Origin of the sequence: Hydrogenophaga electricum, from assembly GCF_030160815.1 — a bacterium.
GTDB classification, from domain to species: Bacteria; Pseudomonadota; Gammaproteobacteria; order Burkholderiales; family Burkholderiaceae_C; genus Hydrogenophaga; species Hydrogenophaga electricum.
In genome coordinates this window covers 26,237-50,421 of record NZ_BSPB01000015.1, presented here as the reverse complement: position 1 = coordinate 50,421, position 24,185 = coordinate 26,237, and the positions used below count along the sequence as shown (strand labels likewise).

Here is a 24,185-nt window from a genome sequence, read left to right as displayed (position 1 = left end):
CAGGCGGGCATCCAGCGGTGACAGCGGCATCCGGCGCGCTGGAAGCCTGCCTGCGCGGGCGTGACGGGCCCGCCACACCCCGGTTCACAAAGGGCTGTCGATGCGAATCCAGGTGGTCTTGGTCTCGGTGTACTTGTCGAAGGCGTGCAGCGACTTGTCGCGCCCCACGCCGCTCTGCTTGAAGCCGCCGAAGGGCACGGTGATGTCGTCTTCGTCGTAGCTGTTGACGTGCACCGTGCCGGCGCGCAGCGCGCGCGCCACGCCGTGGGCCTTGTTGATGTCGCGCGTCCACACGGCGGCCTGCAGGCCGTAGATGTTGCTGTTCGCCTGCTTCACCACGTCGGCCGCGTCGGTGAAGCTCAGCACCGACAGCACCGGGCCGAAGATCTCTTCGCGCGCGATCGTCATGCTGTTGGTCACGCCGTCGAAGATGGTGGGCTGCACGTAGCAACCGCCGGCCACGGGCGCGACGCGCTCGCCGCCAGCCAGCAGCTTGGCGCCTTCGCTCTTGCCCGATTCGATGTAGCGCAGCACGGTGGCCAGTTGCGTCTCGTCGACGATGGCGCCCATCACGGTGTTCTTGTCCAGCGGATTCGCCGGCTGGTACTGCGGCACCAGCTTTAAGGCCTTCTCCAGGAAGGCGTCCTTGATCGAGGCTTCGACGAACAGGCGCGAAGGTGCGTTGCAGCTCTCGCCCTGGTTGAAGAAGATGCTGCCCACCGCGGCTTCCACCGCCTTGTCCAGGTCGGGGCAATCGGCGAACACGATGTTGGGCGACTTGCCACCCAGCTCGGTCCACGCGCGCTTGAGGTTGCTCTGGCCGGCCATCACGTGGATCTGCTTGCCCACGCGCGTGCTGCCGGTGAACGCGATGCAGTCCACGTCCATGTGCAGCGCCAGCGGGCTGCCAGCCTCGGGGCCAAAGCCTGGTACCACGTTGAACACGCCCGGCGGGATGCCGGCTTCCAGCGCCAGCTTGGCCAGTTTGAGCGCGGTCAGCGGGCTTTTCTCCGAAGGCTTGAGCACCACCGAGTTGCCCGCGGCCAGGGCCGGCGCGATCTTCCACGCCGCCATGATCATGGGGTAGTTCCAGGGCACGATGACGCCGACCACGCCCACCGGCTCGCGCGTGATCAGGGCCAGCGCGGTGTCGGGCGTGGGCGCGATCTCGTCGTAGACCTTGTCCACCGCCTCGCCGTACCAGCGGATGCAGTTGGCGGCGCTGTTGACGTCCACCCCTTTGGCGTATTTGACCGGCTTGCCCATATCGAGCGCCTCGGTCAGCGCCAGCAGATCGCCGTTGGCCTGGATCAGCTCGGCGAACCGGATCATCACGCGCTTGCGCTGCGCGGGCGCCTTGCCGGCCCAGCGGCGGTCTTCGAAAGCAGCGCGGGCCGCGGCCACGGCGGCGTCGATGTCGGCCTGGCCGCAGCGCGCGACCTGCGTCAACAGGCGACCGTCGACCGGCGAGAGGCAGTCGAAGGTCTGGCCATCGCGGGCGGCCATCCGCTCACCGTTGATGAGGGCGCGGCCGTCGAAGGTCGGGGCGGCGGTGTCGGTCATGGGCAGGGATCTCCTCGGAAAATTGGCACCATGCTACGCCGATTCCCGCCTTCAGGAACCATCCACTTTGGCCCCGCGCCACGCGTCCAGTGCCGGCCAAAGGCGACGGGCCGGCAGGCATCACGCCCGACCGGCCCGTCGCCGCAAAACCCCTGCCTTATTTGACGCCGCTCAGGGCCGCAACTTCGGCCCGCGCGGCAGCGGCGATCTCGCGTTCGCGCTTGCGGGTGGCGCGCGCCACCCAGACCGCATAGGCCACGATGACGATGGTCACGGTGGTGATCAGCAGCGTGGCGGCGGCGTAGATGGTCGGGTTGATGCCGCGGCGCGCGTAGCCGAAGATCACCTGCGGCAGCGTGTTCACGCCCGGGCCGGAGAGGAATTCGGCGATCACCACGTCGTCGAACGACAGCGTGAACGCCAGCAGAAAGGCCGCCAGGATGGCCTGGAACACATTGGGCAGGGTCACCAGGAAGAACACCTGGTACGGCTTGGCGCCCAGATCCATGGCGGCTTCTTCGAGGCTGCGGTTCATTTCCTGCAGGCGGCTCTGGATCACCACTACGCCGTAGGCCATGCCCAGCAGGGTGTGGCCCAGGATGATGGTGAGCATGCCGCGCTGCGGCCAGCCGAAGGCATTCTGCGCGCCCACCGCCAGCAGCAGCAGCGACAGGCCGATCACCACCTCGGGCATCACCAGCGGCGCGTTGACCATGCCGCTGAACACGGTGCGGCCCAGGAAGCGCCGGTAGCGCACCAGCACGAAGGCCGCGAAGGTGGCCAGCGTGGCCGAGAGCACGCCGGTGATGGCCGCTACCTTGAGCGACAGCCAGAAGCCCTCGACGATCTTGGTGTCGCGCGTGAGCGCCTCGTACCAGCGCAGCGAGAAGCCAGTGAAGCGCGCGTCCTGCCGCGTGCTGTTGAACGAGAACACGATCATGAACAGCAGCGGCAGGTACAGGAAGCCATAGACCACCGCCAGCCAGAACTTGCCGAAGTGTTTTTCGAGGAATGCCTTCATGCCTTGCCCCCTTCGCTGCGGTCACCGGTGTAGTGGTAATAGACGGCCAGCGGCACGACGATCAGCGCGATCATCACCACCGCCAGCGCGGTCGCCTTGGGCCAGTCGTTGGCGGTGAACATTTCGTCCCACACCACGCGGCCGATCATCAGGTTTTCCGGCCCGCCGAGCAGCGAGGGGATCACGAATTCACCCACGCAGGGGATGAACACCAGCATGAAGCCCGCGATGATGCCGGCCTTGGACAGCGGCACCGTGATGAGCCAGAAGGCCTTGAAAGGCGAGGTGCCCAGGTCGTAGGCCGCTTCGAGCAGGCGGAAGTCCATCTTCACCAGGTTGGCGTAGAGCGGCAGCACCATGAAGGGCAGGTACACGTACGTCATGCCCACCAGCATGGAGACGTTGGTGTAGAGCATGGGGATGGGCTCGGACGTCAGGCCGATGGTCATCAGCAAGCGGTTGAGCACGCCCTGATCGGCCAGGATGCCCTTCCAGGCGTAAACACGCAACAGGAAGGAGGTCCAGAACGGCAGCATCACCATCAGCAGCAGCGCCGGCCGCACACTGGCCGGCGAGCGCGCCAGGAAGTAGGCGAAGGGGTAGCCGATCACCAGGCAGAAGATCGCCGTCAGCAGCGCGTACCAGATTGATCGCAGGTAGGCGTCGACATACAGCGTCTTGAACAGCGGTGCGCCCTCTTCCGTGCGGAAGATCGAGAAGTAGTTTTCGTACTTCAGGTGCAGCAGGCCGGTGGTGGTGTCCCAGATCGGCTTGAACGGGTGGATGTCCGTGCCCATGTCCACGAAGCTGATGTACAGCAGGATCAGGAACGGCAGGAAAAAGAAGATGAACAACCAGGCGTAAGGCACCCCGATGACGAAGCGCTTGCCGGGGACGGGGAGAGAGGAAGAGGCCATCATCTGCTCCGAAAAATCGACCGAAAGAAAAGACCTGAGACGAAGATGCGGTGGAACCGGCTTTGCCGGGTCACCCGCATCGCCCCTTTGAGGGGGTGACGCGCCGGAGGCGCGGCGCGGGGGGGACCATCAGTCCCGAAGCACCACCGCGTCCATGTCCTCCCACCAGAAAAACACGTCGTCCTCCCAGGTGATGCCCAGCATTTCGTGGCGCGAGCCGTTGGGCTCGGTGATCTTGACCTTCGTGCCCTGCGGGGTGAGCAGGATGTAGGTGTTGTAGGAGCCGAAGTAGGCAATTTCCTTGACCCGGCCGGAGAACAGGTTGACCTGCACATGCGCGGGCCGGGTCTTGGCGATGCTGATCTTTTCGGGCCGCACCGCCACCGCCACCGGCATGCCCAGCGAGCCGCTGATGCCGTGGCCGATGCTGATCTCGCCGATGCTGGTGCTGGCGGCGCAGCGGTCGGGCTCGTCCACCGTGAGCTGGCCTTCGAACAGGTTGACGTTGCCGATGAAGTCGGCCACGAAACGGTTGGCCGGGTATTCGTAGATCTGCTGCGGCGTGCCCACCTGCAGCACGCGGCCCTTGCTCATGATGGCGATGCGGCTGGCCATGGTCATGGCCTCTTCCTGGTCGTGCGTCACCATCACGCAGGTCACGCCCACCTTCTCGATGATGTTGACCAGCTCGAACTGGGTCTGCTCGCGCAGCTTTTTGTCGAGCGCGCCCAGCGGCTCGTCCAGCAGCAGCAGCTTGGGCCGTTTGGCCAGGCTGCGTGCCAGCGCAACGCGCTGTTGCTGGCCGCCCGAGAGCTGGTGCGGCTTGCGCTTGGCGTAGGGCGAGAGCTGCACCAGCGCCAGCATCTCGTCGGTGCGCTTCTGGATCTCGTCCTTGGGCAGGCCCTCGCGCTTGAGGCCGAAGGCGATGTTTTCCCAGATGTTCAGGTGCGGAAACAGCGCATAGCTCTGGAACATCATGTTGACGGGGCGCTCGTAGGGCGGCATGCGCGCCACGTCCTGGCCACCGAGCAGGATGCGGCCCTTGGTGGGGGTCTCGAAACCGGCCAGCATGCGCAGCAGGGTCGACTTGCCGCAGCCCGAGCTGCCCAGCAGCGCGAAGATCTCGCCCTTGCCGATGGACAGCGACACTTCGTCCACGGCCACCGCTTCGTCGAAACGCTTGACCAGTTTTTCGGTGACCAGAAAGCCTGCTTGCTCAGCCATGTGGGTGTCCGTTTCTCGTGCGATCGATAAAAAAAGGGCTGCTCAACCCCAGGGATTGAACAGCCCGCTCCCGGTGCTGCGACTTACTTGCCGCGCTTGAAGGCGTTGTAGGTGTCGTTGACCACGCCGGACACTTCGTTGGAGAAGCCGCCGGTGGGGATCAGACGCGCCGTGTCTTCGTCCGACAGGAAGATGGTCTTGTTGCCCTTGACCTCGTCCTTGATCATCGGCAGCGCGGCCTTGTTGCCCGTGGGGTAGTTCATCTCGTTGGCCATGGCGGCACCGTTTTCGGCGCGCAGGTAGAAGTCCATGAAGGCCAGCGCGTTGTTCGGGTGCTTGGCGTCCTTCGGAATGGCCATGGTGTCGATGAACACGAGGCCACCGCCGGTGGGCAGCAGCGGCACGATCTCGTCCTTGCCGCCGGTTTCCTTGACGCGGTCTGCCGCGATGTTGATGTCACCCGACCAGCCGATGAAGGCGCAGCCCTTGCCGCCGGCGATGTCGTCGATCATGGTGCTGGAGAACAGGCGCACGTCCTTGCGCACCTTGGCCAGCATGGCACCGGCTTCCTTGAAGTCCTCGGGGTTTTCGCTGTACGCGGGCTTGCCGACGTAGTGCAGCGCCACCGGCAGGATTTCGCTCGGCGAATCCAGGTAGATGATGCCGCAGCCCTTGAGCTTGTTGGCGTACTCGGGCTTGAAGACCAGGTCCCAGGCGTTTTCGGGCATCGGCATGCCGCCCAGCGCCTTTTCCACCTTCTGCTTGTTGATGCCCACGGTGGTGAAGCCCCAGGCCCAGGGCACGAAGTGCTTGTTGCCCGGATCGACGCCCGCGATCTTGGCCATGAACTCGGGATCGAGGTTGGCGTAGTTGGGGATCTTGGTCTTGTCGATTTCCTGGTACAGGCCACCGTCGATCTGCTTCTTGCCGAAGCCGGCCGTGGGGATCACGATGTCGTAGCCCGAGTTGCCGGCCACCAGCTTGGCGTGCAGCGCTTCGTTGTTCTCGAAGGTGTCGTAGTTCACCTTGACGCCGGTTTCCTTCTCGAAATCGGCAATCATGGTCTCCGTGATGTAGTCGGGCCAGTTGTAGATGTTGAGGACCTTCTCGTCATCGAGCACCGGGCCGGCGGGAGCGGCCGGTGCTGCAGCGGTGGTCTCGACCGGGGCCGGCGCCGGTGCGGGTTCTTCCTTCTTGCCGCAGGCGGCCAGCAGGACAGCGGAGATGGCCAGGGCCAGGACATGCTTTTTCATCATGATGACGAACACTCCAGGAGAGGATGGGGGTGGAAACCAGAGATCGGCGCAGCGAAGTCGGTCGTGCACTTGTACGCTGAAATAGCAAGTCGCGGACCAACCTTGTCCCCAAAATGGGGCGAAACGCACTGCAGACGCATTCTATTCACGCCAACAGGCCCTGGTCACGCACATCGGCCAGCGTCGCGTCCAGACAGCGGCGGATCAGGCCCATCATTTCGTCGATCTGCGCCACCGTCATGCTCAGCGGCGGCGCGATGATCATGCGGTCGCCCACGGCGCGCATGATCAGGCCGTTTCGGAAACAGTGGCCGCGGCAGATCATGCCCACCGCCCGGTCCGGGTCGAACATCTGCTTGTTCGCCTTGTCCTTGACCAGCACCAGGCCTGCCACGAAGCCGCAGGTCTCAGCGTCGCCCACCAGCGGGTGGTCCTTGAGCGCCTCGAACTGCGTGGCCAGATACGGCCCGGTTTCGGTGCGCACCCGGCCCGGCAGGTTCTCGCGCTCCATCAGGTTCAGGTTGGCCAGGCCCACGGCACAGGCCACGGGGTGGCCGCTGTAGGTGTAGCCGTGGTTGAACTCGCCGCCCTTGTCGATCAGCACCTCGGCCACGCGGTTGCCCACCATCACACCGCCCAGCGGGATGTAGCCGCTGGTGACGCCCTTGGCGAAGGTCACCAGGTCGGGCTTGATGCCGAACTTCTCGTAGGCAAACCAGTGGCCCAGGCGGCCAAAGGCGCAGATCACCTCGTCGCAGATCAGCAGGATGCCGTACTGGTCAACGATGCGCTGGATCTCGGGCCAGTAGGTTTCGGGCGGGATGATCACGCCGCCGGCACCCTGCACCGGCTCGGCGATGAAGGCGGCCACCTTCTCGGGCCCGATTTCGAGGATTTTTTCTTCCAGCCAGCGCGCGGCGCGCAGGCCGAAGTCGGCCTTGCTCTCGCCACCGCGGGCGTTCTCGAAGTAGTAGGGCTGGTCGATGTGGGTGATGTTGGGAATCGGCAGATCGCCCTGCGCGTGCATGCCGCTCATGCCGCCCAGCGAGGCGCCGGCCATGGTGGAGCCATGGTAGGCGTTGTGGCGGCTGATGATGACCTTGCGCTGGGACTGACCCAGCAGGTCCCAGTAGCGGCGCGCCATGCGCACGTTGGTGTCGTTGCTTTCGCTGCCGCTGCTGCTGAAGAACACGTGGTTGAACGAGCGGTCGCCCACCTTCGGTGCCAGCGCCGCCAGCTTGGCGGCCAGTTGCACCGCCGGCACGTTGGTGGTCTGGAAGAAGCTGTTGTAGAACGGCAGCGTCATCAGCTGCTGGTAGGCCGCATCGGCCAGCTCCTTGCGGCCATAACCGGCATTGACGCACCACAGGCCGCTCATGCCGTCGAGGATCTTGTTCCCTTCCGAATCCCAGACATAGATGCCGTCGGCATGTGTGATCACCCGCGCGCCGCGCGTGGCCAGATCCCCGTGGTCGGTGAACGGGTGGATGAAGTGCGCACTGTCCAGCGCCTGGATGGCCTGGGTGTCCTGCTTTTCAGCGCGCTGCACCAGCGCTGGCGGAGCGATGAGGGTGGAAGTGTTCATAGGGTCTCACTTTCGGGATGTATTCGTCGAGAACGCCGCGGAACCGGCTCCGCCGGAGCCGCCAGCGTTGCCCCTGGGGGTGACGCCAAAGGCTGCGGGGGGGCCTTCCCTGCGGCGCGGGGGTCAAACATGCAGCAGCAGGTGTTCGCGCTCCCAGGGCGAGATCACCTTCATGAATTCTTCGAATTCCAGTTCCTTGATCTCGGTGTAGATGGTCACGAACTCCTTGCCCAGCACCTCGTGCAGGTCGGTCTCGCGGCGCAGCCAGTCGAGCGCCTCGCCCAGGCTGCGCGGCAGCGCGTAGGGCGAGAGGTAGGCGTCGCCCTTCATCTCCGACTTGGGCTTGATCTTGTTCTTCATGCCCAGGTAGCCGCAGGCCAGCGTCATGGCCATGGCCACGTAGGGATTGGCGTCGGCGCCGATCACGCGGTTTTCGATGCGGCGCGCGGCCGGGGTGGAGATGGGCGAACGGATGCCGACGGTGCGGTTGTCGTGACCCCATTCGATGTTGATCGGCGCGGCGGTGTGGCGGCTCAGGCGCCGGTAGCTGTTCACGTAGGGCGCCACCAGCACCATGGCCGCCGGGATGTAGCGCTGCAGGCCACCGATGTAGTGGTAGAAGGCCTCGGAGGGCGAACCGTCCGGGTTGCTGAAGATGTTCTTGCCGGTGGCCTTGTCGACGATGCTCTGGTGCACGTGCATCGCGCTGCCGGGCTCGCCCGCGATGGGCTTGGCCATGAAGGTGGCGTACATGTCGTGGCGCAGCGCGGCCTCGCGCACGGTGCGCTTGAAGAAGAACACCTCGTCGGCCAGGCCCAGCGGGTGGGCGTGGAAAAAGTTGATCTCCATCTGGCCCGCGCCCACCTCGTGGATCAGCGTGTCCACGTTGAGATTCATCTTGTCGCAGTAGTCGTAGATCTCTTCGAACAGCGGGTCGAACTCGTTGACCGCGTCGATGGAATAGGCCTGGCGCGAGGTCTCGGCGCGGCCGCTGCGGCCGATGGGCGGCTTGAGCAGGGTGTTGGGGTCTGTGTTGCGTGCGGTCAGGTAGAACTCCAGCTCGGGCGCCACCACGGGCTCCCAGCCTTCCGCGTCGAACAGGTCGCAGATGCGGCGCAGCACGCTGCGCGGTGCAAACGGCACCAGCTTGCCCTGGTGGTCGAAACAGTCGTGCACCACCTGCGCGGTCGGATCGACGGCCCAGGGCACGATGCGCACGGTCGAGGGATCGGGCCGCAGCTGCATGTCGCGGTCGGTCGGGTCGACCACGTCGTAATAGGGTCCGCTTTCAGGAAACTCGCCAGTCACGCCCATGCCCACGATGCCCTGTGGCAGCCGCATACCCCGGTCTTCGGTGAACTTCTCGCGCGGCAGGATCTTGCCGCGTGCCACGCCGGTCAGGTCGGGCACCAGACATTCCACCTCGGTCACGCGGTGCTGGTTGAGCCATTGCTCCAGGTCGTTGAAGGTCTGGGGGCTGGACATATGCGGGTTCCTGTTTGGCTGTTTGGGTTGGTCGGTGACGCGATATTGCCCGATCTGCGGACGGAGTCAGGCGGGGGTATGGCGCGCCAGGTCGGCCGCCTGCAGGCGCAGACTCTGGCGCGAGCGGCAGGCCCGCCCGAACGCCTCGAAGATGGCCCCGTAGAAAGGGGTTTCCCAGCAGCGCCATTCCGGGTGGAACTGCACCGCGTAGGCAAAGGTGCGCGCGCCGCGCACGCCGAAGGCTTCGACCAGACCGTCCGGCGCATGGGCCAGCGCGTCCAGACCCGGGGCCAGGCGGTTGATGCCCTGCCCGTGCAGCGAATTGACCATGACCTCGCTGCCGCCAGCCCAGGTCTCGAACACGCTGCCCGGCACCAGCCGCAGCGGGTGGCTGGGTGCGTACTGCACCTCGAACGGGGCGGTCTTGGGCTCGCGGTGGTCCATCAGGCCCGGCACCTCGTGCACCCGCTGGTGCAGTGTGCCGCCCAGCGCCACGTTGATTTCCTGGAAGCCGCGGCACACGCCCAGCAGCGGCACGCCTTCGTGCACGCAGGCCCGCACCAGCGCCAGCGTGAGCTGGTCGCGCGCCGGATCGAGCGGCAGGCTGGGGTCGGCGACGGCTTCGTCGAAATGCGAAGGGTGCACGTTCGACGGCGAACCGGTCAGCATCACGCCGTCCACCATCGAGAGCAGTTCCTGAATCTGCCCGGTGTCGGCCAGGGGAAACATGACGGGCTGGGCCTCGGCCCCCACCTTGACGGCGCGGGCGTATTTGTCACCCAGCACCAGAAAGGGCATCTGGTGCCCATGGTCGCCCATGAGTCGGTGATCGGCCGGCAGCCAGACCATGCAAGGCGGGTTTTTCATGGTGTCTCCAAGACTGAAACCATTCTGTTCTGCAAATTGGATCACAATCAGAGCCAGTTGATGCCACCTTATGGTGCCATTTGACGCGATCCCGGCACCGATCCGCGTCCGGGCCGGCACCCCGACCTCCTGCTCCGCACGGAAATCCACAGACATGTTGTCCGAGTACCTGCTGGCCGAAATGAACCGCCTGGGCGCGCGCGACGCCCTGCCGCTGCACCGCCAGCTCTACGAGGCGCTGCGCCGCGCCATGCTCGAAGGCAAGCTCGGGGCCGGCGAGCGGCTGCCCTCCAGCCGCGACCTGGCGCAGGATCTGGGCCTGTCGCGCAACACCGTGGTGGCCGCCATCAACCAGCTCAGCGTCGAAGGCTATCTGGCCAGCCGGGTCGGCAGCGGCACCTATGTCAACGACTCCGTGCCCCGCGCCGGCGGCAACCCGCTGCGCCGCCCCGGCCTGGGCCTGGCCCCCGCGCCCATGGCCCGGCTCTCACGCCGGGGCGAGGCGCTCACCGCCGCTTTCCGCGCCAGCGAGCTGGAGGTCCAGCCCTTCACGCCCGGCATTGCCGACTTCAGCGCCTTTCCGCTCACGCTCTGGCAGCGGCTGCAGAACAAGCACTGGCGCATGACCTACCCGGACATGCTGGACTACAACGACTCCGGGGGCTACGCGCCGCTGCGCCGCGCCATCGCCGACTACCTGCGCGTGTTCCGCAGCGTGCAGCTCGACGCCGACCAGGTCATCGTCACCACCGGCACCCAGCAGTCGATCGAGCTGTGCGCGCGCCTGCTGGCCGACCACGGCGACACCGTCTGGGTGGAGGACCCGGCCTACTGGGGCGCGGCCAAAGCCTTCATGGCCTCCGGACTGCAGCTGCACCCGGTGACGGTGGACGATCAAGGCATCCGGCCCGGCGGGCCCGACGACGCCCACCCGCCACGCCTGATCTACGTGACGCCTTCGCACCAGTACCCGACCGGAGCCGTGATGTCGCTGCCGCGGCGCCAGCAATTGCTGGCCACCGCGCGCGCGCACAACGCCTGGATCCTGGAAGACGACTACGACAGCGAATACCGCTTCAGCGGCCCGCCGCTGTCCAGCCTGGAAGGCCTCGATCCCGACGGCCGGGTGTTCTACATGGGCACCTTCTCCAAGGTGCTCTACCCCGGCATCAAGCTGGGCTACCTGGTGGTGCCCAAGCCGCTGGCCGACGCCTTCCGCCAGGCGCACTACGACTTCAACCGCCCGGGGCAGATGCCGCTGCAGGCCGCGCTGGCCGAATTCATCGAAATGGGCCACTTCAGCAGCGCGCTGCGGCGGGCCCGGCAGAGCTACGCCGAACGGCGCGGGGCCCTGCTCGACGCGCTGCGCCCCGTGCTCGCGGGCGACACCTTCATCAGCGGCGCCGACCAGGGCCTGCACCTGTGCCTGCGCCTGCCTCCGGGCGTGAACGACCGGCAACTGGCCCAGCGGCTGGCCCAGCAAGGGCTGACGGTGCGGCCGCTGTCGGCCTACTGCCTGCGCCGCCAGGACCTGCAGGGCCTGGTCATCGGCTACGGCTACGCCCCCATGGCCGGCATCGGGCCGGCCGGTCGCCAGCTGGCGGCCGTGGTGCGCGACGCCCTGGCCCGGGCCGGCTGAACAGCCGGCGAACTCAGCGTGTCGGCGCGGCCGGCATCTCGCGCAGCCAGGCCTGCATCTGCGCGATCTCGGCCTTCTGGGCGCGGATGATCTCTTCGGCCAGCTGGCGCACGCGCGCGTCCTTGCCGTGGCGCAGCACCACCTCGGCCATGTCGATGGCCCCCTGGTGGTGGGGAATCATGCCGGCGAGAAAGTCGCGGTCGGCATCGCCCGTGAGCGCCACCCCCATGTCGCGGTGCATGCGGTCGTTGGCCGCCTGGAACTCCTGGGACGAAGGTGCGGCCTTCTGCGCGGCCGCCGCCGGGGCGCCGTGCCCGGCGTGATCGGTCTGGGCCCAGGCCGCAGCGCCGTGGACGGTGAGCAGGACAGCGGCCACCAGGGCCGGAACACGGGAAACGGTCGAAGCAACGGACACAGAGGCCTCCAGCCAGAAAAAAAGGGACGCCCATCAGAACCCTGCCCTGGCAGAAAGTTGCACCACCGGCCCGGCCACGCCCGCCAGCACCAGCACCACAGAGGGCGCCATCCGCCGCAACAGCAAGGGAAAACCCGGGAGGTGCGCTCGGGCTTTAATGCAAAAAAGAATGTTTCTCGTTTACATTCGCTTAACTTAAGAAATTAAGTGCAACCGTCTGGGCCTTTGGCCCCGCCGTCCGGACAGGCCCGATGGCCTGGCACCGCGAACCGGCTCCCTTTCTGTCCTTGAGGAGTTTGAGCATGACCCCCTCCGCCCGCCCGCGTGTTCGCGCGCTTCCGTTCACCCTGCGCGTGACCGTGTTCGCGGCCCTGGGTGCCTGCGCCAGCCTGGCCAGCGCCCAGACCGAAACCGTCCTGTCGGAGGTGGTGGTGACCGCTTCCGGTTTCGAGCAGGACCTGAAACAGGCACCGGCGTCCATCTCGGTGGTCACGCGCAGCGAACTGGAAAGCCGCCCGTTCCGCGATCTCGCCGAGGCGCTGCAGGGGGTCGAAGGCGTCGACGTGCTGGGCACCACCGGCAAGACCGGCGGGCTGGACATCAGCATCCGCGGCATGCCCAGCGAATACACGCTGATCCTGATCGACGGCCGGCGCCAGAACGCGGCCGGCGACGTCACGCCCAACGGCTTCAGCGCCGCGCACACCAGCTTCGTGCCGCCGCTCTCGGCCATCGAGCGCATCGAAATCATCCGCGGCCCCATGTCCACGCTGTACGGTTCCGACGCCATGGGCGGCGTGGTCAACATCATCACGCGCAAGGTGGCCAAGTCCTGGAGCGGCAGCGCCGGCCTGGAAGTGGGCATTCCCGGCGCCAGCAGCGAAGGCGATCAGCGCAAGCTCAGCGTGTACGCCAGCGGTCCGCTGGTTCCGGACACGCTGGGCCTGGCCGTGCGCGGCAACGTCTACGACCGCGACGCGTCCGACCGCATCATCCAGGGAACGGGCCGCGATCCGCGCCCGGGCGAGAGCCGCCAGCATGCCGTCGGCGCCAAGCTGACGCTCACCCCCAGCAAGTCGCACGATCTGTGGCTCGACGTCGAGCAGGACCGCACCTGGTACAACAACGAAGATTGCCGCCTGGGCACGCGCGATTACGTCAACTGCGCCACCGGCGCCACGACCCCCACGGCGTCGGGCTACCGCGACTTCATGCGCTTCAACCGCGACCAGGTGGCCATCGGCCACACCAGCCGGCTGGGCATCGGCCTGATCGAATCGAGCCTGACGCGCAACGTCACCGAAACCATCGGCCGCACCATTCCCACGGCGGCCCGTCCGGCCCGCGATCCCAGCGCCGGCACCGCCCGCGAACTCAAAGCCACCGACACGGTGCTGGACACCAAGCTGGTCACCCCGCTGGGAGAGCAACACGTGCTCACCACCGGTGCCCAGTGGTGGGATGCCGACCTCAAGGACGGTCTGCTGAGCCAGCGCTACAGCCAGACCATGTGGGCCCTGTTCGCCGAAGACGAATGGCGGCTGAGCGACAGCCTCACCGCCACCCTGGGCGGGCGCTACAACCACCACGACGCGTTCGGCGGCGAGTTCTCGCCACGCGGTTACCTGGTCTGGACCGCCAACCCGAACTGGACCGTCAAGGGCGGCGTCAGCCAGGGCTTCAAGGCCCCGCGCGTGAACCAGCTCATCGACGGCATGAACAACGTCAGCGGCCAGGGCACGGTGCTGAGCATCGGCAACCCCACGCTCAAGCCCGAGACCAGCACCAGCACCGAACTGGGCGTGGCCTTTGACAACCAGCGCGGCATCACCAGCTCGGCCACGCTGTTCCACAACCGCATCAAGGACCGCATCAGCAGCGGCGGCGACTGCAGCAATGTGTGGATCTCCAGCTGCTCGGTCAACCCCACCGCCACGTACTCGATCAACATCGACGAAGGCAAGACCTGGGGTCTGGAGCTGGGCAACAAGTTTGCGCTGAACAAGCAGTGGTCGCTGGGCGTCAACTACACCTGGACCGACAGCGAAGCCATCGTCAACGGCCGCAAGAGCGGCCAGCTCAGCGACACCGCCGAACACGTGGCGTCGGCCCAGCTGAACTGGACACCGGGCGAACGCTGGAGCGTCTGGCTGCGCGGCGAATACCGCGGCGAAAGCCGCCGCTTCGACGGCGATGCCACCCAGCTCACCGGCGACAACCGCCGCGAATACCTCGCGCTGGGCGACCTGCAAGCCTATTCGCTGTTCCACCTGGGCACGTCGTACAAGCTGAGCAGGAACGTCACGCTGAGTGCCAACCTCTACAACCTGTTCGACAAGGACTTCGACAAGTACAAGGCCTGGACCAACAGCGCCGGCGAGACCGTGCTGGGCAGCGTCTATTACAAGACCACCTCCGCCACCAAGGGCACGGCGCCGGCCGGCCGCACGCTCTGGCTCAAGGCCAACGTGACGTTCTGATTTCCCCCGCACCGCATCAGGAGATTCCGTTTTGAAAAGCTTGAAATTCGCCCTGGCCGCCGGCCTGACCACCCTGGGCCTGACCTCGCAGGCGCTGGCCCAGCAGGCGGTGACCGTGTATTCGTCGCGCATCGAACAACTGCTCAAGCCCACGCTGGACCGCTACACCCAGGAAACCGGCGTCAAGATCAACCTGCTGACCGACCGCGGCGGCTCGCTCGCCGAGCGCCTGGCGGCCGAAGGCGCCAGCTCGCCGGCCGATGTGCTGATCACCGTCGACATGGGCAACCTCTGGAACGCGGCCGAACGCGGCCTGCTGCGCAAGGTCGAATCGTCCGCGCTCGACGCCAACGTGCCGGCCAATTTCCGCGACCCGGGTAGCCGCTGGTGGGGCTTGTCGCAACGCGAGCGCACCATCTTCTACGCCGAGGGCAAGGTCGATCCCAAGAACCTGTCCACCTACGAAGACCTGGCGCTGCCGAAGTGGAAGGGCAAGCTGTGCCTGCGCACCAGCAAGCAGACCTACACGCAGTCGCTCACGGCCATGATGATCGCCAAACACGGCGAAGCCAAGGCCGAGGAAATCGCCAAGGGCTGGGTCGCCAACCTGGCCACCGACGTCTTCACCAACGACAACAGCCTGCTCAAGGCCATCGAGGCCGGCCAGTGCGAAGTGGGCATCGCCAACACCTACTACTACGGCCGCATCCTGTCCAAGGAGCCCAACTTCAACCAGAAGGTCAAGCTCTTCTGGGCCAACCAGGGGACTGGTGAAGGCGGCGCGCACGTCAACCTCTCGGGCGCTGGCGTGACCGCGCACGCCAAGAACCCCGATGGCGCGCGCAAGCTGCTCGAATGGCTGTCCAGCCAAGCCGTTCAGAACGCCTACACGCACGGCACTTTCGAGAGCCCGATCAACCCCAAGGCCGAGGCCGATCCCATCGTCAAAGCCTGGGGCAAGTTCGTGCCCAGCCCGCTGAACGCGGCCGACATCGGCTCCAAACAAGCCGCCGCCATCCGCCTGCTGGACCGCGTTGGCTACCGCTGATACCGACCTGACGACGGCCAGCCCCTCACCCGCCATGCCCCTCCCTCGGCCGCTCAAACGGCCCTGGAGGGGCATGGCCGCTGTGGGGGCCATCGCCCTGCTCACGCTCATTCCCCTGGGCGTGGTGGTGGCGCTCGCGCTCACGCCCCAGTCGGACGTCTGGCAACACCTGTGGCGGTACGTGCTGCCGCGCGTGCTGGCCAACACCGCGCTGCTCATGGCGCTGGTCGCCGCCGGCGTGCTACTCATCGGCGTGCCGCTGGCCTGGCTGACCACCCTGTACGAATTCCCGGGCCGGCGCGTGTTCGCCTGGGCGCTGGTGCTGCCGCTGGCCTTTCCGGCCTACGTACTGGCCTTCGTGCAGATGGGGCTGTTCGAGTTCGCCGGCCCGGTACAAAGCGCGATCCGGGCCGTGTTCGGCTCCAGCCGCTGGTTCCCCGAAATCCGGGGCAGCCTCTGGGGGCTGACGCTGGCCCTGGTGTGTGCGTTCTATCCCTACGTCTACCTGCTCGCCCGCAGCGCCTTCCTGACCCAGGGCCGGCGCGCCATGGAAGCGGCGCAGTCGCTCGGCCACTCGGCCACTGGCGCGGTGCTGCGCGTGGCCGTGCCCATGGCGCGGCCCTGGATCATCGCCGGCCTGGCACTGGTGCTGATGGAGGTGCTGGCCGACTTCGGCGCCGTGGCGGTGTTCAACTTCGACACCTTCACCACCGCGCTCTACAAAGCCTGGTTCGATCTGCACAACCTCGGCGCGGCGGCCCAACTGGCCGCGCTGCTGGTGCTGGTGGTGCTGCTGCTGATCGCGGCCGAACAGCGCTCGCGCGAGGCCCAGCGCTACCACACGGCCGCCAGCCGCCAGGGCCGCATCGCGTTGCGCGGCCGCGCCCGCTGGGGCGCCTTCGCCGCCTGCGCCGCGGTGCTGGCGGTCGCCTTCGTGGTGCCGATGGTCCAGATCGTCGCCTGGTCGCTGAGCGTCTGGCGCGAAGACCTCGACGAGCGCTACTGGGGCTTCGCCTGGAACTCGCTGCAACTGGCCCTGGCCACCGCCAGCATCACCACCGTGCTGGCGCTGCTGCTGTCCTGGCTGCGCCGCCTGCACGCCGACGCCGGCACCGCCTGGCTGGTGCGGCTGGCGGTGATCGGCTACGCCTTCCCAGGCGTGGTGCTGGCCGTGGGCGTGTTCGTGCCCATCGCCTGGCTCGACGACCAGCTGCTGCCCCTGCTGCGCCCGCTCGGCTACGAAGGCCTGACCCTGCTCAAAGGCACGCTGGCCACCATGTTGCTGGCGCTGTCGGCGCGCTTCGTGGCCGTGGCCCACCAGGCCACCGACAGCGCCATGCAACGCATCAGCCGCAGCCAGGAAGACGCTTGCGCCTCGCTCGGCCTGACCACCGGGCAGACCCTGCGCCGCCTGCACCTGCCCCTGCTGCGCACCGGCCTGCTCTCGGGCTTTCTGATGGTGCTGGTGGACGTCATGAAGGAAATGCCCATCACCCTCATGACCCGCTCCTTCGGCTGGGACACCCTGGCCGTGCGCGTGTTCCAGCTCACCACCGAATCCCTGTGGGACCAGGCCGCGCTGCCCGCACTGGCCATCGTGCTCGTCGGCTTGCTGCCCGTGGCGCTGCTGGTAGCCCAGACCGAGCGCCAGCCCACCTCGACCGCTGCTCCCCATGACGACACCCATGCTTGAAGTCGACCGCGTCACCCTCGGCTACGGCCGCACCGACGTCGTCCAGGCCGTCTCTCTGGCCCTGCCCCGGGGCGAAATCGGCTGCCTGCTCGGCCCCTCGGGCTGCGGCAAAACCACGCTGCTGCGCGCCATCGGCGGCTTCGAGCCGCTGCGCGCCGGCCGCATCGCGCTGGCCGGCCGCACTGTGGCCTCGGCCGAGCACCACCTGCCGCCGCGCGAACGTGGCATCGGCATGGTGTTCCAGGACCACGCGCTGTTCCCGCACCTGAACGTGCAGGGCAACGTGGCCTTCGGCCTGGGCCGGCTGAGCGCCGCCGAGCGCCAGCGCCGCGTGTCCGAAATGCTTTCCCTGGTCGGGCTCGAGGGCCTGCAAAAACGCTGGCCGCACGAACTCTCGGGCGGCCAGCAACAGCGCGTGGCGCTGGCGCGCGCGCTGGCCCCGCAGCCGGCCCTGCTGCTGCTGGACGAACCCTTCTCCAACCTCGACACCAGCCTGCGCGTGGCCATCGCGCGCGAAATCCGGGCCATCCTGCGCCAGGCCGGCGCCACCGCGCTGATGGTCACGCACGACCAGCACGAAGCCTTCGCGATGGCCGACGCCGTCGGCGTCATGGTCGGCGGACGCCTGCACCAGTGGGACAGCGCCTTCGACGTCTACCACCGCCCCGCCACCCCCGAGGTAGCGCGCCTGATCGGCGAAGGCGTGCTGCTGCCCGCGCAAGCAGCCGGCGCTGGCGGCCCCTGGCAAACCGTGGCCGGCCCGGTGCCGGCCGACGCCCCCCACTTCGACGCCGACGGCACCACCCAGGTGCTGGTGCGCCCGGAGGACCTGCGCATCGACGCCGGCAGCGCCGTGCACGGCACCGTGACCGAGCGCGTCTTCCGCGGCAGCCACTTCCTCTACACCGTGCAGGTGGACGGCACCCCGGTGCTGGTGCACGGCGGCATGAGCCAGCCGCACGAGATCGGCGCCACCGTGGGCTTGATGCCGCGGGGCTGAAAGCCCCTTCGACCGCCCCTTGCGCAGGGCCCCACCCCATCGGTGGACGCGGGTCCACACGCGGATCGCCCGCGTCGGCCAGCACCACGGCGTCTTTACCGCGCAGCAGCGCGTGCGCCCGCATCCCCCGTCATGGGACGTTGGCCGTTGCCCGCTGTGCCCTTCACCCTGTGCACCGGGCCCGCGTCGGCACCACGCCGATAGGGGCCCACAAGCCGCCGTGCCCGGGGTGGCCCTTCAGGGCCTACCTCCATCGGACCCCGCACGTCGGGTTCGTGCAGACGATGCCGGCCGGGCGCAACAGCGCATCGAACCGCCGATGCAGGGTTTCGCGCGCCCCCACGCACGGGACAGGCTTTGAGGCCCATTGCATGCGCTGGCGCCCATCGGAAACCCGAATGCTTGCCCTGTCACAGACGCGACAATTTTAATAAAACACTTCATTACATTTATACGGTCGATGCGACCGATTTGTCATTGACGCAGGCATTCATTTCCGAGGCTGCTCTTACCAAAATGGGATCAACATGAACATCAGGGTTATCTTTTATTTATCAATATGCCTTTCCGCCGGCGCTATTCACGCGAGCCCAGGCACAGCAGAATCCCAAGCGGTAGAAGCGGCCAAAAAACAGCTTGTATTGAGAAAAAGCACGGCTCCCTCTGCCAGCACCCCGGCGGCCGACGCGAACAGCGCCAAAACAGCCGTCGAGAATCTGGCGGCAAAATTGATCAAACCCGCCTACCAGCAGACGGGGGGCCGGCCATGACCTTCGCAAAAACGCCATTCAAGCGTATCGCCATCGGCCTCCTGTTGTCCGCTGGACTCCTGACGGCCTGCGGCGGCGGTGATGGGGACGGCGGCCGATTTTCGGGCAATTACACCCTGACATTGCAAAAGTTTTCCGATACGTGCCTAACGGGCCTTCCCTATCAGTTGCAATTTACGCCCACTGTGCGTCAGGACGGGCGAAAAATTTCGGTGAAACTGAGCGATATCGATTTGCATGGCGAAGTCGACGCGGACGACGCTGGGTTCACCACCACCTACTCGGATGGCAGCGGCGGTACGGCAGCACTGGTTTATCAAGTGACCGAAAATCCGAACCAGTTTAGTGCCGGATTTGCGATCGCCGCCACTGCAGGCAGATTGTCGTGCGTCGTCTCTTACGGTGGATTGGCAGAACGGGTGTGAATGGCATTTGCCCGCGCTCCATCGCTGGCCCGATGCGAAACGTTAAAGGCATTAACAGCGGGAGCGCGAGCACATTCCAGCGCTTGGGCGTCGACAGGCGCCCAGGCGCCAGTGGCTGGGCGTGACGAACCGGCGTGCCTCCACCCTCAATGCGCCCGTAGATCGCGCCGCACACAACGACCGCTGGGGGGCATGGCCATCAGCGCCTGCCCGTGAGACCCGTTCGCTCGTGAGGCCGGTGCGCCTGTGCGCACCCTCTGGGACCGGCGGGAGCGTGCCCAAGCCACGCCGTCAGACGGGGGTGAAACCCCAGACCCTGTCCCCTTTTCGCCCCAGCGCCAGGTCGGCCCTGAGAAGGCGCGACACCGGCGACTGGCCAGGCACACGGCGCGGCCTCGCACGGGCCGGGCATCGCTGCCACCGGCACCGAGAGACCCCCTGGCGTCTGCGCAGCACCCGCGGGTGGGCAGACGCTCGGACCCGGACCGGAACCAGGGCCGATCACCCCCCCATCACGTCTTTCATCCGGTACCAGAGCATGCCCAGCGCCAGGCTCGGCGTGCGCAGCAGCTTGCCGCCCGGGAAGGCGTGGTGCTTGAGGCGCGCAAACACGTCGAAACGCCCAGCCTGCCCCGCCACCGCCTCGGCCACCAATTGGCCCGCCAGACCGGTCAGCGCCACGCCATGGCCGCTGAATCCCTGCAGGTAGTAGAGGTTGTCGCCCAGCCGCCCGAAGTCGGGCGCGCGGTTCATGCTGATGTCCACGAAGCCGCCCCACACGTAATCGACCGGCGCGTCGCGCAGATCCGGAAACACCTGCGCCATCCGGCGCGCCATGGTGCTGCGCAGATCGGGCGGCGTCAGCGCGGTATAGCTCACGCGGCCGCCAAACAGCATGCGCCGGTCGGCGCTGAAACGGAAGTAGTCGAGCACGAAGTTGTTGTCGCACACCGCCGCGTTGCTGGGAATCAGGCGCCGGCACAGCGCTTCGTCCAGCGGCGCGGTGCCGACGATGTAGGTGCCCACGGGCATGATGCGCGGCGCGATGTCGGGCGCCACAGCCGGGCCGTATTCGGGCAGCATGCAGTTGCCCGCCAACACGCCAAAGCGCGCCTTCACGCGGCCCTGCGCGGTGCGCGCCACCAGCGTGGCGCCGCGCTCCAGCGCGGTCACCGGCGAGCCTTCGTGAATGCGCACCCCCGCCGCCTCGGCCGCGCGCGCCAGACCCAGCGCGTACTTGAGTGGGTGCAGGTGGCCGGAACGGCTTTCGTATGCGGCCGCCAGGTAGCGCGGGCTGTCGATCAGGCGGCGCACGTCGGCGCCTTCGGCCCAGTCGCAATCGATGCCCTGCCGGCGCAGGCTCTCGGCCTCGTTGCGCAGCGCCTGCACCTTGCGCGGCGCGTCGGCCACGTACAGGTAGCCGCGCTGCCAGTCGCAATCGATGCCGTATTCGGCGATGCGGCGCTCCACCAGGTCCACCGCCTCGACCGAGAGGTTCCAGGCGGTTTGCGCGTCGGCGGCGCCAAGCTGCTGCTCGAATGGCTCCTGCCCGCTCGCGTAGCCCACGATCACCTGTCCGCCGTTGCGCCCGCTGGCGCCCGAGCCCACGCGGTCGGCCTCCAGCAGCACCACCGACAGGCCCCGCTGCGCCATCTCCAGCGCCGCCGACAGGCCGGCGAAACCACCGCCGACCACCACCACGTCGGCCTCTACCTCGCCCTGCAGCGGCGGCTGCAAGGGCGGACGCTGCACGCTGGCCTCGTAATAGCTCAGGCGGTTGAGCTGGGTGTCCGAGCCGATCAGGGAACGCTTGAACATGGGGTTTCCTTTCAGCCGCGCTGACGGCGGGCCACCTGGCCTGCCAGGTAGGTCCAGACAAAGGTGGCGGCCGCATTGCTGGTGAGTTCAGCGTGGTCGTAGGCCGGCGCCACCTCCACACAGTCCATGCCCACCCAGTTCAGCCCGGCCAGTTCTTCCAGGAAGGTCAGCACCTGCGCGCTGGTCAGGCCGCCCGGTTCGGGCGTGCCGGTGCCGGGCGCAAAGGCCGGGTCGAGCACGTCGATGTCGAGCGTGAGGTAACAGGGCCGCTCACCGATGCGCTCGCGGATGGCCGCCAGCACCGGCGCCAGCGCCGCACCGTCCAGGCCGCGCAGGGCGCGCGCGGTGAAGATCTGCCCACCCTGGTCGGCCACGTACTCGCGCGCCGCGCGTTCTCCGCTGGAACGGATGCCGATCTGCACCGTGTGCGGCGCGCTGATCAGACCTTCCTGGACGGCTTCATACGTCCAGGTGCCGTGGCCCGAGGGTTCGCCGAAGTGGTCGCTCCAGGTGTCGCAGTGCGCGTCGAAATGCACGCAGGCCAGCGGCTCGCCGCGACCGTACAACGCCTTCGCCGCGCGCAGCAGCGAGAGCGTGACCGAATGGTCGCCGCCCAGGAACACGCAGTGGTGCTTCGCCATCAGCTCGGCCGCCTGGCGCTCGATGTGGGCACGCACCTCGGGCAGCGGCGAGGCGTTGGGCAGGCGCATGTCCAGCGCATCGCCCACATGGGCCAATGGCGAGACGTCGAACACCGGGTGGATGCCGTCGCACAGCATCAGGCTCGCGGCGCGGATGGCCTGCGGCCCGAAACGCGCGCCCGGCCGGTTCGTCACGACGCCGTCGTAGGGCACGCCGGCCACCGCAAACGGCTGATCGGTCAGCGGCTCGCAGGCGAGAAAGCGGTTGCTGTTGTTGGCAAAAGCGAAGTGACCGGTGGCCATGGCACAAAGGGGTTGGCGGGCGATTCGGGCCCAAGTGGCTGGAAAGATACCGCGAAAAGCCCCATTTCACAGAACCACTTGCGCATCCAGCCACCGGGCCAGGCCCGTGGACTGCAAAGAATCCGCAAGCCCGATAGGATCGCTTCGCTTTCCCCCCATCCCTCCCGGAGACATCCATGCTCAAGCTCTACTACTCGCCCGGCGCCTGTTCGCTCTCGCCCCACATCGTGCTGCACGAATCGGGCCTGCCCTTCGAAGCCATTCCCGCCCCGACCAAAACCCACCAGTTGCCCGACGGCACGGACTACTACACCATCAACCCGCTGGGCTACGTGCCGCTGCTGGTGATGCCCGACGGCGAGAAGCTGCGCGAAGGCCCGGCCATCGTGCAGTACATCGCCGACAAAGTGCCCGAGAAAAACCTGGCACCGGCCTACGGCACGCTGGGCCGCTACCGCCTGATGGAATGGCTCACCTTCATCGGCACCGAGGTGCACAAGGGCTTTTCGCCGCTGTTCAACCCGGCCATGCCGGCCGAAGCCAAGCAACTGGCCAAGGACCGCCTGCGCCAGCGGCTGCAATGGGTCGACGGTGAACTCGCCGGCAAGCCCCATCTGCTGGGCGACACCTTCAGCGTCGCCGACGCCTACCTGTTCACCGTCACCAACTGGGCGGGCGCGGTGGGCGTGGACATCGCCGACCTGGCGCACCTGCAGGCCTTCCGCGCCCGGGTGGCGGCCCGGCCGGCCGTGCAGGCGGCGCTCAAGGCCGAAGGCCTGGCGAAGTAAACCGGGGCCCGCGAAGAGCGGGGTCAATGGATATGACAATGGACTTGCATTGAAGGCCTTTCATAGGAGATGATGGCCTCGCTGTCCACCACGGAAGACGCCATGACCCCGCTCGAACTTTTCGGCCTCGCCGCCACCTTCATGACCACATCGTCTTTCGTGCCACAGGTCTGGCGCACCTGGAAGACCCGGGACGTCAGCGGCATCTCGCTGCCCACCTTCCTGATTCTGACCATCGGCCTGGCCATGTGGCTGGCCTACGGCATCCTGATCGGCGACCTGCCCCTGACCGTCGCCAATGCCGTGATGGTGGTGCTCACAGGCGCCATCGTGATCATGAAACTGACCTTCCGGGATCGCGCGCACTGACGCCGCGACCCCAATCCCTCACACCGCCAACGCCATCTGGTAGGCGTAGGCATCGCCCCGGAACAGGCCTTCCACATACTCCACCAGCAAGCCTTGTGGGCCGGCGCGCGTCTTGCGCTTGAACAGCAGACAAGGCAGCGGTTGCGCGAGGTTGAAGTCGCGCGCCTCCTCCTCGGTGCTCAGGACGGCCTCCACCGACTGCTGGGCACCGCTGAGCACCAGCCCGCACTGCACCCGCAACCAGTCGTAGGCCGAGTCCATGCCATCCCACTGCGCCATGGCCGGCGCCAGTGTCAGGTCGTACCAGGCGTTCTCTCGCGTCATCGGCACGTCGTCGCCGAAACGCAACCGCACCACATGAAGAAAGGCCGCGTTCGAAGGCCGCTCGAACACCGACGCAATCATGCGGTCGCGCACCGTCTCCAATTGAAGAACGCGCGTGGACGGTGTTTTGCCCAATTCGCGCATCTCCTGGGTAAACCCCTTGAGCCGGCCCAGCGGCGCATGCACCTTCACCGCCGCTGCCTGCACCAGACTGCCACCGCGCCCCGAGCCACGGCCCAGCCAGCCTTCGCGCCGCAGTTCGTCGTAGCAGCGCTTGACCGTGATACGGCTCACGCCAAGCTGTGCCGCCAGTTCGCGCTCGGAAGGCAACGACTGGCCTGGCAACCAATGTCCCGCCGTCAGCAACTCGCTCAGGCGCGCATGCAGGCGCCGCCAGAGCATCTCGCCGGCCGATTCGCGCAGATCCGCGGCATCCAGCCCGGGCGGCCACGGTTTCGGTTCATTGGTCGTATCCAATTTTCTTGACCTCTCGAGGCCCCTGCCAGAAAACCCGGCAGGTTACCTCACCGCCAGCGTTCTGCAAGGGATGAGAC

At 67.0% G+C, this 24,185-nt stretch carries 21 protein-coding genes; 9 read left to right on the top strand and 12 right to left on the bottom strand.

What is annotated here, in order from left to right:
* Positions 1-84: 84 nt before the first annotated feature.
* From QQK43_RS11190 to QQK43_RS11155, 8 genes are all read right to left on the bottom strand, one after another.
* Positions 85-1,563: an aldehyde dehydrogenase gene (locus tag QQK43_RS11190; protein WP_284307826.1), complete on the bottom strand. Its 1,479-nt coding sequence runs from the start codon at positions 1,561-1,563 to the stop codon at positions 85-87.
* A gap of 157 nt (positions 1,564-1,720) precedes the next feature.
* On the bottom strand, positions 1,721-2,584 hold the full coding sequence (locus QQK43_RS11185; RefSeq protein WP_284307825.1) for an ABC transporter permease: 864 nt from the start codon (positions 2,582-2,584) through the stop codon (positions 1,721-1,723).
* Positions 2,581-3,501 (bottom strand): ABC transporter permease, encoded by a 921-nt coding sequence (locus QQK43_RS11180; RefSeq protein ID WP_284307824.1) that lies wholly within the window; start codon positions 3,499-3,501, stop codon positions 2,581-2,583. Before QQK43_RS11180 ends, QQK43_RS11185 begins: the two co-directional genes overlap by 4 nt.
* A gap of 129 nt (positions 3,502-3,630) precedes the next feature.
* Positions 3,631-4,725 (bottom strand): ABC transporter ATP-binding protein, encoded by a 1,095-nt coding sequence (locus QQK43_RS11175; RefSeq protein ID WP_284307823.1) that lies wholly within the window; start codon positions 4,723-4,725, stop codon positions 3,631-3,633.
* A gap of 83 nt (positions 4,726-4,808) precedes the next feature.
* Positions 4,809-5,978, bottom strand: a complete 1,170-nt coding sequence (locus tag QQK43_RS11170; protein ID WP_234266355.1) for an extracellular solute-binding protein — start codon at positions 5,976-5,978, stop codon at positions 4,809-4,811.
* A gap of 148 nt (positions 5,979-6,126) precedes the next feature.
* The gene (locus QQK43_RS11165; protein WP_284307822.1) at positions 6,127-7,566 is read right to left on the bottom strand and encodes an aspartate aminotransferase family protein; all 1,440 of its coding nucleotides are present in this window, start codon (positions 7,564-7,566) and stop codon (positions 6,127-6,129) included.
* A gap of 123 nt (positions 7,567-7,689) precedes the next feature.
* Positions 7,690-9,051 carry a glutamine synthetase family protein gene (locus QQK43_RS11160; RefSeq protein ID WP_234266322.1) on the bottom strand — a complete coding sequence of 454 codons (1,362 nt, stop codon included), beginning with the start codon at positions 9,049-9,051 and terminating at the stop codon, positions 7,690-7,692.
* Between the two features lie 66 nt (positions 9,052-9,117).
* Positions 9,118-9,918 (bottom strand): gamma-glutamyl-gamma-aminobutyrate hydrolase family protein, encoded by an 801-nt coding sequence (locus QQK43_RS11155; protein ID WP_234266321.1) that lies wholly within the window; start codon positions 9,916-9,918, stop codon positions 9,118-9,120.
* A 154-nt stretch (positions 9,919-10,072) separates the two neighbouring features.
* Here QQK43_RS11155 and pdxR point away from each other — a divergent pair, with 154 nt between their 5' ends.
* Entirely contained in the window at positions 10,073-11,557 is a 1,485-nt protein-coding gene (gene pdxR, locus QQK43_RS11150) for a MocR-like pyridoxine biosynthesis transcription factor PdxR (RefSeq protein WP_234266320.1), read from the top strand.
* 13 nt (positions 11,558-11,570) lie between these two features.
* Here pdxR and copM read toward each other — a convergent pair whose 3' ends face one another.
* The gene (gene copM / locus QQK43_RS11145) at positions 11,571-11,972 is read right to left on the bottom strand and encodes a CopM family metallochaperone (protein WP_234266319.1); all 402 of its coding nucleotides are present in this window, start codon (positions 11,970-11,972) and stop codon (positions 11,571-11,573) included.
* A gap of 302 nt (positions 11,973-12,274) precedes the next feature.
* Between copM and QQK43_RS11140 the strand changes: the two genes are divergently transcribed.
* The 6 genes from QQK43_RS11140 to QQK43_RS11115 all read left to right on the top strand — a co-directional run bounded on the left by QQK43_RS11140 (position 12,275) and on the right by QQK43_RS11115 (position 19,388).
* Positions 12,275-14,452: a TonB-dependent receptor domain-containing protein gene (locus QQK43_RS11140; RefSeq protein ID WP_284307819.1), complete on the top strand. Its 2,178-nt coding sequence runs from the start codon at positions 12,275-12,277 to the stop codon at positions 14,450-14,452.
* Between the two features lie 31 nt (positions 14,453-14,483).
* Positions 14,484-15,500 (top strand): extracellular solute-binding protein, encoded by a 1,017-nt coding sequence (locus QQK43_RS11135; RefSeq protein ID WP_284307818.1) that lies wholly within the window; start codon positions 14,484-14,486, stop codon positions 15,498-15,500.
* Between the two features lie 73 nt (positions 15,501-15,573).
* Positions 15,574-17,193, top strand: coding sequence for an ABC transporter permease (locus QQK43_RS11130; RefSeq protein WP_284307817.1), 1,620 nt, complete (start codon positions 15,574-15,576; stop codon positions 17,191-17,193).
* On the top strand, positions 17,186-18,193 hold the full coding sequence (locus tag QQK43_RS11125) for an ABC transporter ATP-binding protein (protein WP_284307816.1): 1,008 nt from the start codon (positions 17,186-17,188) through the stop codon (positions 18,191-18,193). Before QQK43_RS11130 ends, QQK43_RS11125 begins: the two co-directional genes overlap by 8 nt.
* Positions 18,194-18,720: 527 nt before the next feature.
* Positions 18,721-18,963 (top strand): hypothetical protein, encoded by a 243-nt coding sequence (locus QQK43_RS11120; protein WP_284307815.1) that lies wholly within the window; start codon positions 18,721-18,723, stop codon positions 18,961-18,963.
* A complete protein-coding gene (locus tag QQK43_RS11115; RefSeq protein WP_284307814.1) occupies positions 18,960-19,388 on the top strand; it encodes a hypothetical protein in 429 nt (142 codons plus the stop codon). The genes QQK43_RS11120 and QQK43_RS11115 overlap by 4 nt, the downstream gene beginning before the upstream one ends.
* Before the next feature lie 501 nt (positions 19,389-19,889).
* Here QQK43_RS11115 and QQK43_RS11110 read toward each other — a convergent pair.
* On the bottom strand, positions 19,890-21,206 hold the full coding sequence (locus QQK43_RS11110) for an NAD(P)/FAD-dependent oxidoreductase (RefSeq protein WP_284307813.1): 1,317 nt from the start codon (positions 21,204-21,206) through the stop codon (positions 19,890-19,892).
* Positions 21,207-21,217: 11 nt separating this feature from the next.
* On the bottom strand, positions 21,218-22,150 hold the full coding sequence (speB, locus tag QQK43_RS11105) for an agmatinase (RefSeq protein ID WP_284307812.1): 933 nt from the start codon (positions 22,148-22,150) through the stop codon (positions 21,218-21,220).
* Between the two features lie 176 nt (positions 22,151-22,326).
* Between speB and gstA the strand changes: the two genes are divergently transcribed.
* The gene (gene gstA, locus QQK43_RS11100; protein ID WP_284307811.1) at positions 22,327-22,938 is read left to right on the top strand and encodes a glutathione transferase GstA; all 612 of its coding nucleotides are present in this window, start codon (positions 22,327-22,329) and stop codon (positions 22,936-22,938) included.
* Positions 22,939-23,010: 72 nt separating this feature from the next.
* Complete coding sequence (locus tag QQK43_RS11095) at positions 23,011-23,307, top strand: SemiSWEET transporter (protein ID WP_284307810.1); 297 nt, start codon at positions 23,011-23,013, stop codon at positions 23,305-23,307.
* A gap of 18 nt (positions 23,308-23,325) precedes the next feature.
* On the opposite strand, the gene QQK43_RS11090 is transcribed toward QQK43_RS11095, so the two are convergent.
* Positions 23,326-24,108, bottom strand: a complete 783-nt coding sequence (locus QQK43_RS11090) for a GntR family transcriptional regulator (protein WP_284307809.1) — start codon at positions 24,106-24,108, stop codon at positions 23,326-23,328.
* Positions 24,109-24,185 lie beyond the last annotated feature (77 nt).

Excerpts from the sequence above, each read along its gene's own strand:
- QQK43_RS11170 (WP_234266355.1), bottom strand. The coding sequence starts at position 5,978 with ATGAAAAAGCATGTCCTGGCCCTGGCCATCTCCGCTGTCCTGCTGGCC.
- QQK43_RS11140 (WP_284307819.1), top strand. The coding sequence starts at position 12,275 with ATGACCCCCTCCGCCCGCCCGCGTGTTCGCGCGCTTCCGTTCACCCTG.
- QQK43_RS11155 (WP_234266321.1), bottom strand. The coding sequence starts at position 9,918 with ATGAAAAACCCGCCTTGCATGGTCTGGCTGCCGGCCGATCACCGACTC.
- QQK43_RS11190 (WP_284307826.1), bottom strand. The coding sequence starts at position 1,563 with ATGACCGACACCGCCGCCCCGACCTTCGACGGCCGCGCCCTCATCAAC.
- QQK43_RS11095 (WP_284307810.1), top strand. The coding sequence starts at position 23,011 with ATGGCCTCGCTGTCCACCACGGAAGACGCCATGACCCCGCTCGAACTT.
- QQK43_RS11120 (WP_284307815.1), top strand. The coding sequence starts at position 18,721 with ATGAACATCAGGGTTATCTTTTATTTATCAATATGCCTTTCCGCCGGC.
- QQK43_RS11160 (WP_234266322.1), bottom strand. The coding sequence starts at position 9,051 with ATGTCCAGCCCCCAGACCTTCAACGACCTGGAGCAATGGCTCAACCAG.
- QQK43_RS11165 (WP_284307822.1), bottom strand. The coding sequence starts at position 7,566 with ATGAACACTTCCACCCTCATCGCTCCGCCAGCGCTGGTGCAGCGCGCT.
- speB (WP_284307812.1), bottom strand. The coding sequence starts at position 22,150 with ATGGCCACCGGTCACTTCGCTTTTGCCAACAACAGCAACCGCTTTCTC.
- QQK43_RS11115 (WP_284307814.1), top strand. The coding sequence starts at position 18,960 with ATGACCTTCGCAAAAACGCCATTCAAGCGTATCGCCATCGGCCTCCTG.
- gstA (WP_284307811.1), top strand. The coding sequence starts at position 22,327 with ATGCTCAAGCTCTACTACTCGCCCGGCGCCTGTTCGCTCTCGCCCCAC.
- QQK43_RS11175 (WP_284307823.1), bottom strand. The coding sequence starts at position 4,725 with ATGGCTGAGCAAGCAGGCTTTCTGGTCACCGAAAAACTGGTCAAGCGT.
- QQK43_RS11130 (WP_284307817.1), top strand. The coding sequence starts at position 15,574 with ATGGCCGCTGTGGGGGCCATCGCCCTGCTCACGCTCATTCCCCTGGGC.
- QQK43_RS11185 (WP_284307825.1), bottom strand. The coding sequence starts at position 2,584 with ATGAAGGCATTCCTCGAAAAACACTTCGGCAAGTTCTGGCTGGCGGTG.
- QQK43_RS11125 (WP_284307816.1), top strand. The coding sequence starts at position 17,186 with ATGCTTGAAGTCGACCGCGTCACCCTCGGCTACGGCCGCACCGACGTC.
- pdxR (WP_234266320.1), top strand. The coding sequence starts at position 10,073 with ATGTTGTCCGAGTACCTGCTGGCCGAAATGAACCGCCTGGGCGCGCGC.
- QQK43_RS11180 (WP_284307824.1), bottom strand. The coding sequence starts at position 3,501 with ATGGCCTCTTCCTCTCTCCCCGTCCCCGGCAAGCGCTTCGTCATCGGG.
- QQK43_RS11110 (WP_284307813.1), bottom strand. The coding sequence starts at position 21,206 with ATGTTCAAGCGTTCCCTGATCGGCTCGGACACCCAGCTCAACCGCCTG.